This window comes from Pseudomonas sp. IT-232MI5, from assembly GCF_949767845.1.
In the GTDB taxonomy this organism is placed as follows: Bacteria; Pseudomonadota; Gammaproteobacteria; order Pseudomonadales; family Pseudomonadaceae; genus Aquipseudomonas.
Genome location: NZ_CATKQE010000012.1, coordinates 57,860 through 73,496, shown reverse-complemented (window position 1 = coordinate 73,496; position 15,637 = coordinate 57,860). Strand labels below are relative to the sequence as shown.

Sequence of the window (15,637 nt, the reverse complement as noted above, 5' to 3'; positions counted from 1 at the left end):
ATCAAGATCAAAAGCAGGCGAGCTGACACTCGGCCTTGAGTGGTGAAGAGCGGGTGTTCGGCTTTTGATTTGTGGTGTGTTTGCCCCTCACCCCAGCCCTCTCCCGAGGGAGAGGGGGCCGATTTTTGGGCGTTTCAAAACCTGAGTTCGCCGCGGTATCGCATGTCGGCGTACCTCGCCCAAACACCACGGTCAGTTCCCTCTCCCTCCGGGAGAGGGCTAGGGTGAGGGGCTCTTGATCTTGATCTGGCTCTGGCTCTGGCTCTTGATCTGGCTCTGGCTCTGGCTCTGGCTCTGGCTCTGGCTCTGGCTCTGGCTCTGGCTCTGGCTCTTGATCTTGCTTTGGCTTTTGATCTTTTGCCCCTTCGGCAGGCCGAGCGTAGGTGTCCATCCGGGGGTTAGGCGCGCAGCGCCGTGCGGCGAAGCCGCATACATCGAGAGGAGGTGCAGCGAAGCAAACCGTAGGCGATGCCCCCGGATGGACACCGTAGCGAGGGAACACTGAGCCTCAGCGAAGTGCCGTACGCCGGGGCAAAGCCTTTTGGGTTACCTTTTCGGCGTTTGGAAAAGGTGACTCGCTGTAAGAGCGAAACCGCCAGCGGCAACACCCGCAGCAACGGATATGCCCCCCCCCCAATTCCAAACCCCCAAACACAAAAAAAGGCGCGATCCTCTCGAATCGCGCCTTTCTCATGTCCCGCTATCTATCAGCTACCCAACGCCTTCGAAGCCAGCCAGAACAACCCAGCGGACAGCGCCACAGTCGCCGGCAAGGTCAACACCCAAGCCAACAGAATGGTGCGAACCGTGCCACCCTGCAGGCCGCTCTTGTTGGCGACCATGGTGCCCGCCACGCCCGAAGACAGCACGTGAGTGGTCGACACCGGCAGGCTGAAGATGTTGGCCATGCCGATCAAACTGGCAGTAGTGATCTGCGCGGACATGCCCTGGGAATAGGTCATGCCCTGCTTGCCGATCTTCTCGCCGATGGTCAGCACCACGCGTTTCCAGCCAACCATGGTGCCCAGGCCCAAGGCCAGTGCAACCGCCAGAATCACCCAGAACGGCGCGTATTCAGTGGTGGTGGTCAGGTCTTTGCGCAGCTTGTCGAGGTCAGCCTTTTCACGGGCTTCCAGGCCAGGCAGTTTGCCAACCTTCTTCGCGGTGTCGTCCAGGCAGAGCAGGTAGCGACGTACTTCGATACGGCTTTCCGACGACAGCGAGTGGTAGTCCGCTACGCCTTTAAGCGTGTGCAGCAGGGCGCTGATGGTCGGTTCGGTCTGCTGCGGGTTGCAGCGGAATTTCTCCGGCAGGTCGCCTTCCACGCTCTTGCCCAAGGCCAGGAATTCACCCAGCGAATCGGCGTTGCGCTGGTAGAACTGGCTCAGGTGCAGGGTCGCGTCGCGAGTGCGTTCGATCTGATACGTGGTGCTGTTCAGGTCGAGAACGAACTGCGCCGGGACGATACCGATCAGCACCAGCATGATCAGGCCGATGCCTTTCTGGCCATCGTTGGAGCCGTGCACGAAGCTCACGGCCATCGCCGAGATCACCAGGACCAGACGGTTCCAGAACGGTGGATGCTTCTTGTCGTCGATCTTGCGGCGCTGTTCCGGTGTCTTGTGCATCTTCGACAGCGGACGCCACCATTTCAGGCCGATCAGAATCAGCGCGGCGATCAGGAAGCCGGCCATTGGCGAGAACACCAGCGAGGCGCCAATGTCGATCGCTTTCTGCCAGTTCACGCCGTCGGCCAACGGAATGTCGTTGATCAGGGCGTTGGCCAGGCCGACACCGAGGATCGAGCCGATCAAGGTGTGCGAGCTGGAAGCCGGGATACCGAAGTACCAGGTGCCCAGGTTCCAGGCGATTGCCGCGGCGAGCAACGAGAACACCATCGCCAGGCCATGGCCGGTGTTCACATTGATCAGCAGTTCAACCGGCAGCAAATGGACAATGGCATACGCCACGCCAACGCCGCCCAGCAGCACGCCGAGGAAATTGAACACACCGGAAAAGAACACCGCCAGGTGGGGCGGCATGGCTTTGGTGTAGATAACAGTGGCTACCGCGTTAGCGGTGTCATGAAATCCATTGATGAACTCGAAGGCGAGGACAAACGTCAGGGCGAGCAAGAGGCTCACAAGCACCCAAGCATCCAGTCCGCTGAATAAATCGATCATGAAGGTTTTCTGACCCGGTCGTAAGGGGGCGCGATTATGCCAGAAAAGACTGGAAATCGATCCCCTACCTGCTCATCGGTTACACACTTCTTCGATTTAATTTGTTGCAGCGCATGAAAACCCAGCGCAGCACAGGGTTTTTCAAGTCATTGATTTATATAGTAAAAGGCTCATTTCGCAGGCGATTTCATCGTCGCGGAGAGGTCTCGAACGCTTGTCTGAAATATCTGTGAAACCTGTAGGACGCCCGTCCTCAGTCTGCCAGATCGGATGATGGCCGCTGCCCGCGGGTAGCGGGCGCGCAAGGCATCGTCGTTCCACCGCGCTTGTAACCGGTGTGGACGTAAAACCTTCAACGATCGAAAAACTGTGGCTCAAGGCTCTTCGGCTTTGAGTTCCTTTTCGATTTTTTCGATTTCTTGCTTGAAGACCTGATCCTGAACGGTCGGGCGTTTACGCCACGCTTTGCGTTCCGGTTCGGGCTGAGCGGCGTAGGTGGTGACTTCCCCGCCGTAAACTTCCTTGTAACGTTGTTCCTGGCGCTCAAGTTCCGCGCGCAGTTCGTCTTTCGTCACAGTGCTACCTGTATGAGTTGAGTTAAGTGTCTGGTGAAACGCACTGCAACGAATCGATTGAACGAAGCCACCGAGCATCCAGCACCTGAACAGGCATTGGTGTAATCGGTGGGGCGATCAAGACTTCCGTGTTACAGGCGGCTACGGCACCAGATAAAAACTGACGCAGCATCAGTTTCCTGTTTCAGCGAGCGCAGGCGTTGCATGAGTGATGCGCGTCAGGCGCTGGCCGGGCTGTTGGCGATGGACATCGCCGCAGCGGGTGACGACCTCGGCGTTTAAAAACGAGGTGCCACTGAGGTGCATTATAGCGGTCGATTCAGGAATGACTATCTTTGCCAAGTTAAAAACGGTTCTGAATGTGTGATTGTTTTGTGACTCGCAACTTTTCTCGCTAGTTGAAGTGCAGACGCCCACTATTTAGCGAGCGATCTGTTTTTGGCGCCATTTAGTCGAACAACTAAGGCCGTGATTCAGATAAAAGCCAAAGTTCAGCCGAACCCTTGGAGCGTTGACGCGAGCCGCATGGCTGATTGCGATTATCGGCCCGCGGTTCGATAATCGCCCAATCTTGCAGGTCCGACGCTTGTGCATTTGTTGGCGAGCCGCTTGTATAGCCCATTGATCCGTGCCGGATAAAAGGACAAGAAATGAACGATCAAATGCGCAACTCTTTCACCTCCGTGGCGCCGCCGATCGTCGCCTCGCCGGCCAAACGCATCCAGGCGTTGACCGGTGATCCGGACTTCATGACCTCGCTGGCCCGGGGCTTGGCGGTGGTGCAGGCGTTTCAGGAGCGCAAGCGTCATCTGACCATCGCCCAAATCAGTCACCGCACGGAAATTCCTCGCGCCGCCGTGCGCCGGTGTCTGCATACGCTGATCAAACTCGGCTACGCCACCACCGACGGGCGCACCTATTCGTTGCTGCCCAAAGTGCTGACCCTCGGCCACGCGTATCTGTCGTCGACGCCGTTGGCGGTGTCCGCCCAGCCCTACCTCGACCGCATGAGCGAGCAACTGCACGAAGCCTGCAACATGGCCACGCTTGAAGGCGACGACATTCTCTACATCGCGCGTTCGGCGACCACCCAACGGCTGATATCGGTGGATCTGTCGGTGGGCGGTCGGTTGCCGGCGTATTGCACATCGATGGGCCGGATTCTGCTGGCAGCCCTCGACGATACGTCGTTGCGTGAGTACCTCGATCACGCCGAACTGGTCGCCAAGACCAGTCGCACGATCCATACCCCTGATGCGTTGCTTGAATGTCTGCAGGAAGTGCGGCAGCAAGGCTGGTGCATTGTCGATCAGGAACTGGAACAAGGCCTGCGTTCGATTGCCGTGCCGGTCTACGATGCCTCGGGCCAAGTGGTGGCGGCGCTCAACGTCAGTACCCACGCCGGTCGCGTCAGTCGGACCGAGCTGGAGCAGCGCTTCCTGCCGGGCTTGCTCAGTGCCAGTCGCGACCTCAGCGCACAGCTGTTCGCCTGATGAAGCTGTTCGATAAACGCACAGTGTTGCGTTTATCGAATTGACGCTAAAACCCTCGGATCATTAATGTCGCGGCAGCGTCATCCGGCGCTGATGTGAATGAGCCCGCCGGACTGTCGACTCCCATAATAATGACAAGAGGCAACTCACCATGCGCACGCTCTCCGACTGTCTCCGCTCCACCCGCTGTTGCCGGGTTTCCCGCAACGCCTGATCCAGACCTTCTATTCTTGTGACCGTGCCGCTCTCTGGCCGGCCGCCGTTCGACTGCGTTTTTTGCGTGGAATAAAAATAATGAACCAGCCTCAGTCCGCTGTAGGTAACTGCCTCGACGTGCAGACCTTCATCAATGCCCAACCGATCTCGCGCTATCAGTGGCGGGTGGTGATCTTGTGTTTCCTGATTGTCTTTCTCGATGGCCTCGACACCGCCGCGATGGGCTTCATTGCCCCGGCGCTGTCGCAGGACTGGGGCATCGACCGCGCCAGTCTTGGCCCAGTGATGAGTGCGGCGTTGATCGGTATGGTCTTCGGCGCACTGGGTTCCGGTCCATTGGCTGACCGCTTCGGGCGAAAAGTCGTACTCGTCGGCGCTGTGGTGCTGTTCGGTGCCTTCAGCCTGGCGTCGGCATACAGCACCAACGTCGAACAACTGTTGGTGTTGCGTTTCCTCACCGGTCTGGGTCTGGGCGCCGGCATGCCCAACGCCACCACGCTGCTCTCGGAATACACCCCGGAGCGCAAGAAATCGTTGCTGGTGACCAGCATGTTCTGCGGTTTCAACCTCGGTATGGCCGGTGGCGGGTTTATTTCCGCCAAGCTGATCCCCGCGTTCGGCTGGCACAGCCTGCTGCTGATCGGCGGGATCTTGCCGCTGATCCTCGCCGTAGTGCTGCTGTTCTGGCTGCCGGAATCGGCGCGCTACCTTGTAGTCCGCAATCGTGGCACTGACAAAATCCGCAAAACCCTGGCGCCGATTGATCCGCTCACTGTGGCCCAGGCTTCCAGCTTCAGCGTGCCGGAACAGAAAACCGTCAAGGCGCGAAACGTGTTCGCGGTGATTTTCTCCGGTACTTACAGCACTGGCACCTTGCTGCTGTGGCTGACCTATTTCATGGGCCTGGTGATCGTTTACCTGCTGACCAGTTGGCTGCCGACGCTGATGCGTGACAGTGGCGCGAGCATGGAGCAAGCCGCGTTTATCGGTGCGTTGTTCCAGTTCGGCGGGGTGTTGAGTGCGGTGGCGGTGGGCTGGGCCATGGACCGCTTCAATCCGCACAAGGTCATCGGCACGTTCTACCTGCTGGCCGGGGTGTTTGCCTACGCGGTGGGGCAGAGCCTGGGCAATATCACGTTGCTGGCGACGTTGGTGCTGGTGGCGGGGATGTGCGTGAACGGTGCACAGTCGGCGATGCCGTCACTGGCGGCGCGGTTTTATCCGACTCAAGGGCGGGCGACCGGGGTCTCGTGGATGCTGGGGATTGGCCGCTTTGGCGCGATTCTCGGGGCGTGGATGGGCGCGACGTTGTTGGGCCTGGGCTGGAATTTCGAGCAGGTGCTGACGGCGTTGGTGATTCCGGCGGCGTTGGCCACCACGGCGGTAGTGATCAAGGGCATGGTCAGTCATGCGGATGCGACTTGAGTATCTGCGCATGATCGTTCCCACGCTCTGCGTGGGAGCGCCTCTAGGGACGCTCCGCGTTCCGGCCTTTGAAAGGGACGCGGAGCGTCCCGGGCTGCATTCCCACGCGGAGCGTGGGAACGATCAAAACACGAACCGATAGGTTGACAACAATCTGTTCGATAAACGAACGCTCAGTCGATTATCGGATTGTTTGGTAATTTTCCCAGGCTTAATCTTCAGTCACTCCGGCGCTGAACCTCGCGCCTTTTTATCACTGGCGATTCATTACAAAAACAGGAGCCCGCTCCATGGCTGAGATCCTTTCGCTGCACGACGCGGTGAAGCAATTCGTCAATGACGGTGACACCGTCGCACTCGAAGGCTTCACTCACCTGATCCCTACAGCAGCGGGTCATGAAATCATTCGTCAGGGCAAGAAAGATCTGACGCTGGTGCGGATGACGCCTGACCTGATCTACGACCAACTGATCGGTGCCGGTTGTGCCCGCAAATTGATTTTCTCCTGGGGCGGCAACCCTGGCGTGGGTTCGCTGCACCGTCTGCGTGATGCGGTCGAGAAGCAATGGCCGCACGCTCTCGAAATCGAAGAGCACAGCCACGCCGACCTGGCCAATGCCTACGTCGCCGGCGCCTCCGGCCTACCGTTCGCGGTGCTGCGAGCCTACGCCGGTTCCGACCTGCCGAAGGTCAATCCACTGATCAAAACCGTGACCTGCCCGTTCACCGGTGAAGTGTTGGCGGCGGTGCCGTCGGTGCGTCCGGACGTGACCGTGATCCACGCACAGAAAGCCGACCGCCAGGGCAACGTGTTGCTGTGGGGCATTCTTGGTGTGCAGAAAGAAGCCGCACTGGCTGCCAAGCGCTGCATCGTCACGGTTGAAGAAATCGTCGATGACCTCAACGCGCCGATGAACTCTTGTGTATTGCCGACCTGGGCCTTGAGCGCGGTCTGCCATGTTCCCGGCGGCGCACATCCTTCCTACGCCCACGGTTACAACGAGCGCGACAATCGTTTCTATCAGGCGTGGGATCCGATCGCCCGAGACCGTGAGACGTTTACTGCGTGGATCAACGAATACATCCATGGCTGCGCTGACTTCAGCGCGTTCCAGGCCAAGTTGGCCGCTGCTTCGGAGGCCAAATAATGACTTACACCACCAATGAAATGATGACCGTCGCCGCGGCCCGTCGCCTGAAGAACGGCTCGGTGTGCTTCGTCGGCATCGGACTGCCGTCGAAAGCCGCCAACCTTGCGCGCCTGACTTCTTCGCCGGACGTGGTGCTGATCTACGAATCGGGTCCGATTGGCGCCAAGCCAAGTGTGCTGCCGCTGTCGATCGGTGACGGCGAACTCGCTGAAACCGCTGACACCGTCGTACCGACCGGTGAGATTTTTCGCTACTGGTTGCAGGGCGGGCGCATCGACGTCGGTTTTCTCGGCGCCGCGCAGGTCGACCGTTTCGGCAACATCAACACCACCGTGGTCGGCGATTACTTCTCGCCGAAAGTGCGTCTGCCAGGTGCCGGTGGCGCGCCGGAAATTGCCGGTTCGGCGAAAAGCGTGTTGATCATCCTTAAACAGTCGGCGCGTTCGTTCGTCGACAAACTCGATTTCATCACCTCGGTCGGTCACGGCGAGGGCGCTGATTCGCGCAAACGTCTGGGCCTGCCGGGCGCCGGTCCGGTCGGGATCATCACCGACCTGTGCATCATGGAGCCGGAAGAGGGCACCCACGAATTTGTGGTCACCGCACTGCATCCGGGCGTAACCCGCGAGCAAGTGGTCGCGGCCACCGGTTGGGCGGTTCGTTTTGCTGACAACGTCGAAACCACCGCTGAACCGACCGACGTCGAACTGACGGCGCTGCGCGATCTCGAAGCGCGCACGGCCGCCGCCCACGGCCAGGCACCGGGAGAAGCATGATGCGTGAGGTTTATATCTGCGATGCGATTCGCACCCCGATTGGCCGGTTCGGCGGCGGTTTGTCTGCCGTTCGCGCCGACGACCTGGCCGCTGTGCCGATCAAAGCCCTGATGGAACGCAATCCGTCGGTGGACTGGAACGCCATCGACGAAGTGTTCCTCGGTTGCGCCAACCAGGCCGGCGAAGACAACCGCAACGTCGCGCGCATGGCGCTGCTGTTGGCAGGCCTGCCGGACAGCGTGCCGGGTGTGACCCTCAATCGTCTTTGCGCTTCGGGCATGGATGCGATCGGCACGGCATTCCGTGCCATCGCCAGCGGCGAGATGGAGCTGGCGATTGCCGGCGGTGTCGAGTCGATGTCCCGCGCGCCGTTTGTGATGGGCAAGGCTGACGCAGCGTTTTCGCGCAACATGAAGCTGGAAGACACCACCATCGGCTGGCGTTTCATCAACCCGTTGATGAAGGCGCAGTACGGCGTCGACGCGATGCCACAGACCGCCGATAACGTCGCCGACGACTATAAAGTCTCGCGCGCCGATCAAGACGCTTTTGCCCTGCGCAGCCAGCAACGTACCGCCGCTGCGCAGGCTGCTGGCTACTTCGCTGAAGAAATCGTCGAAGTGCGGATTGCCCACAAAAAGGGCGAAACCGTGGTTAGCCAGGATGAACATCCTCGCGCCGACACGACCCTCGAAGCGCTGACCAAGCTGAAACCGGTCAACGGCCCGGACAAAACCGTCACCGCCGGCAATGCCTCCGGCGTTAACGACGGTGCCGCCGCGCTGATTCTGGCTTCCGCCGAAGCCGTAAAAAAACATGGCCTGACCGCCCGCGCCAAAGTGCTCGGCATGGCTAGTGCTGGTGTCGCCCCTCGGGTGATGGGCATCGGCCCGGTGCCAGCGGTGCGCAAATTGATCGAGCGCCTCGGTGTCGCGGTCAGCGATTTCGACGTGATCGAACTCAACGAAGCGTTTGCCAGCCAAGGTTTGGCGGTACTGCGTGAACTGGGTCTGGCGGATGACGCCGCGCAGGTCAATCCGAATGGCGGCGCGATCGCCCTCGGTCATCCGTTGGGCATGAGCGGTGCGCGTCTGGTGCTGACCGCGCTGCATCAGCTTGAAAAGATTCAAGGCAAGAAAGGTCTGGCGACCATGTGCGTCGGTGTCGGCCAAGGTCTGGCCCTGGCCATCGAACGCGTCTGACGCAAGCCGTGACGAAAAAGAACAGAGGAAAGCGACATGTCTGACAAGCCTGGTTACCGTCGTCCGCAGGAAGGCACTCAGCCTGAGTACCTGCACCCGACGTATCAATCCACCAACCTGCGCTCGCCGTCGAAGCCGTTGGTGTTTCTGCCGCACTCGCTGTCGGAAATCACCGGCCCGACCATCGGCGCCGAGCACGTGGGCGACACCGATAATGACCTGACCGCGCAGCACGAAGGCGAGCCGCAGGGCGAACGCATCATCATTCACGGCCGCGTGCTCGATGAAAATGGTCTGCCGGTGCCGGGAATTCTGGTGGAGATCTGGCAGGCCAACGCCGCCGGCCGCTACAACCACAAACGCGACCTGCACGACGCGCCGCTGGACCCGAATTTCACCGGCACCGGCCGCACCGTCACCGACGCCGACGGCTGGTATCAATTCCAGACCATCAAACCCGGCGCCTACCCGTGGGGCAACCACCACAACGCCTGGCGCCCGGCGCACATCCACTTTTCGCTGTTCGGGCCGAGCATCCTCACCCGTCTGGTCACGCAAATGTATTTCCCGGGCGATCCGCTGCTGGCCTACGACCCGATCTACAACTGCGTGCCGGATACTTCGGCCAAGGAACGCCTGATCGCCAGTTTCGATCTGGAAAAAACCATTCCGTCCTACGCCCTCGGTTATCGCTGGGACATCGTGCTGCGCGGGCGTGAAGCCACGCCGATGGAGAAATAAGATGACGCTGACTGCGACCACGTCCCACACCGTCGGGCCGTACTACCACATCGGTCTGACCTGGCTGAACCGTGAAGACCTCACCGTCGAACAGACTCTGGGCGAACGCGTGGCGATCACCGGGCAAGTGGTGGATGGCAACGGCGATGTCGTCAACGACGCCATGCTCGAAGTCTGGCAGGCCAACGCCGCCGGCAAGTACTACCACCCGGAAGACGAGCAGGACAAACCGCTCGATCCGCACTTTGAAGGTTTTGGCCGGGTGCCGGTGGATGCGGAAGGGCGCTTCCGCTTCACCACGATCAAACCGGGCACGGTTGAAGGCCTGAAGGGCTCGACCCAGGCGCCGCATCTGGTGGTGCTGGTGTTTGCCCGTGGCCTGGTGAAGCACTTGCTGACGCGGATCTACTTTGAGGGCGAGCCGGCCAACGTTGATGATCCGTTGCTCGAATGTGTGCCGGCTGAACGTCGCAGTACGTTGCTGGCCAAACAGGATGCTTCGGGTGTTTACCAGTGGAATGTGATTCTGCAGGGCACTGATGCCGAAACCGTGTTCTTCGATTATTAATCGATCACCACCATCCCCTGTGGGAGCGAGCCTGCTCGCGAAAGCGGTGGGTCAGCCAACATCAATGTCGACTGACACTCCCTCTTCGCGAGCAGGCTCGTTCCCACGGGTGAGAACTGTGTTGCAGATGGAACTGTGGAACGGGACTGTTGCAAAGTATGTCTAGACTCTCACTGTCCCTATCGAGTGAAAAACAATGACAACCACTACCTCCCATTACACTGGTGAAGAGCGCAGCAAGCGCATCTTTGCCATTGTCGGCGCCTCGTCCGGCAACCTTGTCGAATGGTTCGACTTCTACGTCTACGCCTTCTGCGCGATCTATTTCGCCCCGGCGTTTTTCCCCTCCGACAACCCGACGGTGCAACTGGTCAACACCGCTGGCGTGTTCGCTGCCGGCTTCCTGATGCGCCCGATTGGTGGCTGGATTTTTGGCCGGGTCGCCGACAAGCACGGGCGCAAGAATTCGATGCTCATCTCGATTCTGATGATGTGCTTCGGCTCGTTGCTGATCGCCTGCCTGCCGACCTATAAAGACATCGGCGTCTGGGCACCGGTGCTGCTTTTGTTCGCACGTTTGCTGCAAGGCCTGTCGGTCGGCGGTGAGTACGGCACCACTGCGACCTACATGAGCGAAGTCGCCCTCAAGGGCCAGCGCGGATTTTTCGCCTCGTTTCAGTATGTGACGCTGATCGGCGGGCAACTGCTGGCGGTGTCGCTGGTAGTGGTCCTGCAGCAGTTCCTCACCGAAGAAGACCTGCGTGCCTACGGCTGGCGGATTCCGTTTGTGGTCGGTGCGGTGGCGGCATTGATTTCGCTGTTTCTGCGTCGCAGTCTGAAAGAAACCACCAACAAGGAAACCCGCGAACACAAGGACGCCGGCAGCATCAGCGCACTGTTCCGCGATCACAAAGCCGCGTTCATCACCGTGCTCGGCTACACCGCCGGTGGTTCGCTGATTTTCTACACCTTCACCACCTACATGCAGAAGTACCTGGTGAACACCGCCGGCATGCACGCCAAGACCGCCAGCTACATCATGACCGGCGCGCTGTTCCTGTATATGTGCATGCAGCCGCTGTTCGGCATGCTCGCCGACAAGATCGGTCGACGTAATTCGATGCTCTGGTTCGGCGCACTCGGCACGCTGTTCACCGTACCGATTCTGTTGAGCCTGAAAAGCGTCAGCAGCCCGTTCCTCGCGTTTGTGTTGATCACCGTGGCGCTGGCGATTGTCAGTTTCTACACCTCGATCAGCGGCTTGGTGAAAGCCGAGATGTTCCCCCCGGAAGTCCGCGCCCTCGGCGTCGGTCTGGCTTACGCGGTGGCGAATGCGATCTTCGGCGGTTCGGCGGAATTCGTCGCCCTGAGCCTGAAGAACATCGGCATGGAAAACTCCTTCTACTGGTACGTGACGGCGATGATGGCGATCGCGTTCCTGTTCAGTCTGCGCTTGCCGAAACAAGCGGCGTATTTGCACCACGATCTCTAACCCGAAGTGCGCGGGCCGTGATGGCCCGCGCCGGCAAGGACTGTTTATGACTCAGCGACCGGGCAATCAATTGTTCGATGCCTACTTCACTGCCGGCGATATGCGTGAAGTGTTCTGCGATCAGGGCCGCGTGCAGGCCATGCTCGACTTTGAAGCGGCGCTGGCCCGGGCCGAGGCGCGGGTCGGGTTGATTCCGGCGTCGGCAGTGGCACCGATTGCAGCGGCGTGTGATGCAGGTTTGTATGACTTCGCAGCACTCGGCGAGGCGATTGCCACGGCGGGCAATTCGGCGATTCCGCTGGTCAAGGCGTTGGGCAAGCAGATTGCTGCCAGCGATGCTGAAGCCGAACGTTATGTGCATTTGGGCGCGACCAGTCAGGACGTGATGGATTCCGGGTTGGTGCTGCAATTGCGTCAGGCGCTGGCACTGATTGAAAGCGATCTGGCGCAATTGGCCGATTCCCTCGCGGTTCAGGCGCAACGTCATGCCTCGACGCCGCTTGCCGGACGCACCTGGCTGCAACACGCGACGCCGGTAACCCTCGGCATGAAAATCGCCGGATGGTTGGGCGCTGTCACTCGCAGTCGTCAGCGCCTGCGCGAACTCAAACCGCGTTTGCTAGTGCTGCAATTCGGTGGTGCATCCGGGACCCTCGCCGCGTTGGGCGAACAGGCCTTGCCGATTGCCCAAGCGTTGGCCGAAGAACTGCAACTGACCTTGCCCGAACAACCGTGGCACACCCAGCGTGATCGCGTGGTCGAGTTCGGCGCAGTGCTCGGTTTGATCGCCGGCAGCCTCGGCAAATTCGGCCGCGACATCAGCCTGTTGATGCAGACCGAAGCAGCAGAAGTGTTCGAGCCATCGGCACCGGGCAAGGGTGGCTCGTCGACCATGCCGCACAAGCGCAATCCAGTGGGTGCAGCGGTGTTGATTGGCGCAGCGACGCGCGTGCCCGGTCTGGTCTCGACGCTGTTCAGCGCGATGCCGCAGGAGCACGAACGCAGCCTCGGCCTGTGGCATGCCGAATGGGAAACCTTGCCGGAGATTTGCTGCCTCGTTTCGGGGTCGCTGCAACAGGCTCGGTTACTCGCCGATGGACTGGAAGTCGATGCCGAGCGCATGGGCCGAAACCTTGAATTGACGCAGGGGCTGGTGCTGGCCGAAGCCGTGAGCATCGTCCTTGCCCAGCGTGTTGGCCGCGACACCGCGCATCATCTGCTTGAGCAATGCTGCAAACGCGCGGTGGCCGAACAACGCCATTTGCGCGCCGTGCTCGGTGACGAACCGCAAGTCACCGCCGAGTTGAGCAGCGCTGAACTCGATCAACTTTTGAACCCCGCCCATTACCTCGGTCAGGCGCAAGTCTGGGTCGAGCGTGCGGTGGCCGAACACAACGCATTGTCTGTCTGAAAGGAGAGGGCTGTGGCTTTCGTTCAACTCGCCGATGGCGAACTGCACTATCAAATTGAAGGTCCGGTCGATGCGCCGGTGCTGGTGCTGTCCAACTCGCTGGGCACTGATCTGCACATGTGGGACGCGCAGATGCCGGCATTTACCGAGCATTTTCGCGTGCTGCGTTTCGATACCCGTGGCCATGGCCAATCGCTGGTGACGCCGGGGCCTTACAGCATCGAACAACTGGGTCATGACGTGCTCGGTCTGCTGGATGCGCTGCACATCGAGCGCGCGCATTTCTGCGGGCTGTCGATGGGCGGTCTGATCGGGCAGTGGCTGGGGATCAACGCTGGTCATCGTCTGCACAAGCTGATCGTCTGCAACACGGCGGCAAAAATCGGCGATCCGTCGGTGTGGAATCCACGCATCGAAACCGTGTTGCGTGACGGCGCGGCGGCGATGGTTGCCTTGCGTGATGCATCGATTGCCCGTTGGTTTACCCCGGATTTTTCCGCTGCACATCCGGCCGCAGCCAAGCAGATTACCGACATGCTCGCGGCCACTTCGCCTGAAGGTTATGCGGCCAACTGCGCGGCGGTGCGTGATGCCGATTTCCGCGAGCAACTGGCGTCGATCAACGTGCCGTTGCTGGTGATTGCCGGCACCGAAGACGCGGTGACGCCGCCGGCCGGTGGGCATTTCATTCAGGAGCATGTACGCGGTGCCCAGTACGCCGAGTTCTACGCGGCGCACCTGTCCAACGTGCAGGCTGGCGCGGATTTCAGTGATCGTGTGTTGGCGTTTCTAAACGCCTGATAAGGGGATTTTCGTGGACGAGAAACAACGTTACGACGAAGGCATGCAAGTGCGCCGCGCGGTGCTCGGTGATGCGCATGTCGATCGCAGCCTGACCACGCTGACCGAGTTCAACTCGGAGTTTCAGGAGATGATCACCCGGCATGCCTGGGGCGATATCTGGACGCGTCCGGGTTTGCCTCGGCATACCCGCAGCCTGATCACCATCGCCATGCTGATCGGCATGAACCGCGAAGGCGAGCTGAAACTGCATCTGCGCGCGGCGGCCAATAATGGTGTGAGCCGGGGCGAGATCAAGGAAGTGATCATGCAGAGCGCGATCTACTGCGGCATTCCGGCGGCGAATGCGACGTTTCATCTGGCTGAATCGGTTTGGGATGAGCTAGGAGTCGAATCCCGGGAGTGATGTTGCCTGAGCTGACGCCATCGCTGGCAAGCCAGCTCCCACAGGTTTTTCAGGTGTGCACAAAATCTGTGTTCGCTGAAAATCCCTGTGGGAGCTGGCTTGCCAGCGATAGCAATAGTGGCCGCGACCAATCAAACCGTGGCGACAATAAATATCCGCTTGAACGCAAACAACGTATGCCCGTCCGCTTCCTGCGGATAATGCTCATGCACCCGCATCAGGTAGTGATAAATAAACCGCGTCTGTTCCGCTGAATTCAGCGCCTGCATCACCGGCCGCAGCGCCGAGACCTTCACCCAGTCATACACCGGCGATTTACCGTCGACTACCTGCAACTGCTCGGTCTCCCAGATATCCAGCGACGAGGTCAGCGGCGCGAGCAAACGGTAGTAATCCTCCAGTGCCAACAACGGCCGTGCGGCCATGCGCTGACGCAGTTCTGGTGTGCCTATTGGCGTGCCGCCGGGGCCGCCGTCTTCGAGGGTGTCGAGCATCAGCCGATACCACAGCGCATCGCGCCAGTCCGGCATGTGCGCCGCCAGACAACCGCCGGGATTCAGATAACCGAGCAGGTGCGGCAGCAGCGTTTCATGGCCCCCGATAAAGTGCAGTACGGCGGCAGCGAGCAGCAGATCCGCTGGCTGCTCCGGCCGCCAGTCGAGCAGATCGCAACACTTCCACTGCGCCCGGATCGGCAGACAGCGCGCTTCATCGAGCATCTGCGTGGAGCTGTCGACGCCCTGCAACTGCGCGCGCGGCCAGCGTTCGGCCAGCAACTGCGTGGCAATGCCGGTGCCGCAGCCAAGGTCGTAAATACGTTGCGGGTTCGGCAGGTCGACACGGTCGAGCAATTCATTGACCGGGCGTTGCCTGAGACGGGAAAACTGCTGGTACGCCTTGGCGTCCCAGTCGGGTGTTGCAAGACGAGAGATCATTGAGGGGGTCCTCGGGTGATCGTTGGTGTCTTCCGATGACAACCTGGCTCCCAGCTTGAGGACCGACTACGACGACGGAAGCGGAAAGGTGAAGCACCTGAGTCCTTCAGGTTTTGTCACTTTACCTGCCGACCGGCAAAGTGCCACTTCTCCTGACCAGTGGCGAGAATTCCAATGTAGAGCTGCCGCAGGCTGCGATCTTTTGATCTTGTTTTTAAGATCAAAGATCGCAGCCTGCGGCAGCTCCTACAGGGGTGGATCG

Annotated in this window: 14 protein-coding genes; 11 read left to right on the top strand and 3 right to left on the bottom strand. The window is 60.2% G+C overall.

Features of this window, described 5'->3' with window-relative positions:
- Positions 1–707: 707 nt before the first annotated feature.
- Entirely contained in the window at positions 708–2,183 is a 1,476-nt protein-coding gene (locus ACM6JQ_RS12480; protein WP_007917114.1) for an inorganic phosphate transporter, read from the bottom strand.
- 374 nt (positions 2,184–2,557) lie between these two features.
- Entirely contained in the window at positions 2,558–2,758 is a 201-nt protein-coding gene (locus tag ACM6JQ_RS12475; protein WP_008080067.1) for a hypothetical protein, read from the bottom strand.
- A 650-nt stretch (positions 2,759–3,408) separates the two neighbouring features.
- On the opposite strand from ACM6JQ_RS12475, the gene pcaR reads away from it, so the two are divergent.
- The 11 genes from pcaR to pcaC all read left to right on the top strand — a co-directional run bounded on the left by pcaR (position 3,409) and on the right by pcaC (position 14,440).
- Complete coding sequence (gene pcaR / locus ACM6JQ_RS12470) at positions 3,409–4,251, top strand: pca regulon transcriptional regulator PcaR (RefSeq protein ID WP_007917109.1); 843 nt, start codon at positions 3,409–3,411, stop codon at positions 4,249–4,251.
- A gap of 294 nt (positions 4,252–4,545) precedes the next feature.
- Positions 4,546–5,892 carry an MFS transporter gene (locus tag ACM6JQ_RS12465; RefSeq protein WP_095113837.1) on the top strand — a complete coding sequence of 449 codons (1,347 nt, stop codon included), beginning with the start codon at positions 4,546–4,548 and terminating at the stop codon, positions 5,890–5,892.
- Between the two features lie 290 nt (positions 5,893–6,182).
- Positions 6,183–7,040: a CoA transferase subunit A gene (locus ACM6JQ_RS12460; RefSeq protein WP_007917105.1), complete on the top strand. Its 858-nt coding sequence runs from the start codon at positions 6,183–6,185 to the stop codon at positions 7,038–7,040.
- The gene (locus tag ACM6JQ_RS12455; RefSeq protein WP_414893914.1) at positions 7,037–7,819 is read left to right on the top strand and encodes a CoA-transferase subunit beta; all 783 of its coding nucleotides are present in this window, start codon (positions 7,037–7,039) and stop codon (positions 7,817–7,819) included. Before ACM6JQ_RS12460 ends, ACM6JQ_RS12455 begins: the two co-directional genes overlap by 4 nt.
- Complete coding sequence (gene pcaF / locus ACM6JQ_RS12450) at positions 7,816–9,021, top strand: 3-oxoadipyl-CoA thiolase (protein WP_414893913.1); 1,206 nt, start codon at positions 7,816–7,818, stop codon at positions 9,019–9,021. Before ACM6JQ_RS12455 ends, pcaF begins: the two co-directional genes overlap by 4 nt.
- Before the next feature lie 36 nt (positions 9,022–9,057).
- Entirely contained in the window at positions 9,058–9,762 is a 705-nt protein-coding gene (pcaH, locus tag ACM6JQ_RS12445; RefSeq protein ID WP_007917099.1) for a protocatechuate 3,4-dioxygenase subunit beta, read from the top strand.
- Position 9,763: 1 nt separating this feature from the next.
- On the top strand, positions 9,764–10,330 hold the full coding sequence (gene pcaG / locus ACM6JQ_RS12440; protein ID WP_414893912.1) for a protocatechuate 3,4-dioxygenase subunit alpha: 567 nt from the start codon (positions 9,764–9,766) through the stop codon (positions 10,328–10,330).
- A 196-nt stretch (positions 10,331–10,526) separates the two neighbouring features.
- Positions 10,527–11,822 carry an MFS family transporter gene (locus ACM6JQ_RS12435; protein ID WP_038358208.1) on the top strand — a complete coding sequence of 432 codons (1,296 nt, stop codon included), beginning with the start codon at positions 10,527–10,529 and terminating at the stop codon, positions 11,820–11,822.
- Between the two features lie 46 nt (positions 11,823–11,868).
- Positions 11,869–13,233 (top strand): 3-carboxy-cis,cis-muconate cycloisomerase, encoded by a 1,365-nt coding sequence (locus ACM6JQ_RS12430; RefSeq protein WP_414893911.1) that lies wholly within the window; start codon positions 11,869–11,871, stop codon positions 13,231–13,233.
- Between the two features lie 12 nt (positions 13,234–13,245).
- Positions 13,246–14,034, top strand: coding sequence for a 3-oxoadipate enol-lactonase (pcaD, locus tag ACM6JQ_RS12425; protein WP_007917094.1), 789 nt, complete (start codon positions 13,246–13,248; stop codon positions 14,032–14,034).
- A 13-nt stretch (positions 14,035–14,047) separates the two neighbouring features.
- Positions 14,048–14,440: a 4-carboxymuconolactone decarboxylase gene (gene pcaC / locus ACM6JQ_RS12420; RefSeq protein WP_007917093.1), complete on the top strand. Its 393-nt coding sequence runs from the start codon at positions 14,048–14,050 to the stop codon at positions 14,438–14,440.
- 131 nt (positions 14,441–14,571) lie between these two features.
- On the opposite strand, the gene ACM6JQ_RS12415 is transcribed toward pcaC, so the two are convergent.
- Positions 14,572–15,375 (bottom strand): methyltransferase domain-containing protein, encoded by an 804-nt coding sequence (locus ACM6JQ_RS12415; RefSeq protein ID WP_414893910.1) that lies wholly within the window; start codon positions 15,373–15,375, stop codon positions 14,572–14,574.
- Positions 15,376–15,637: the final 262 nt, after the last annotated feature.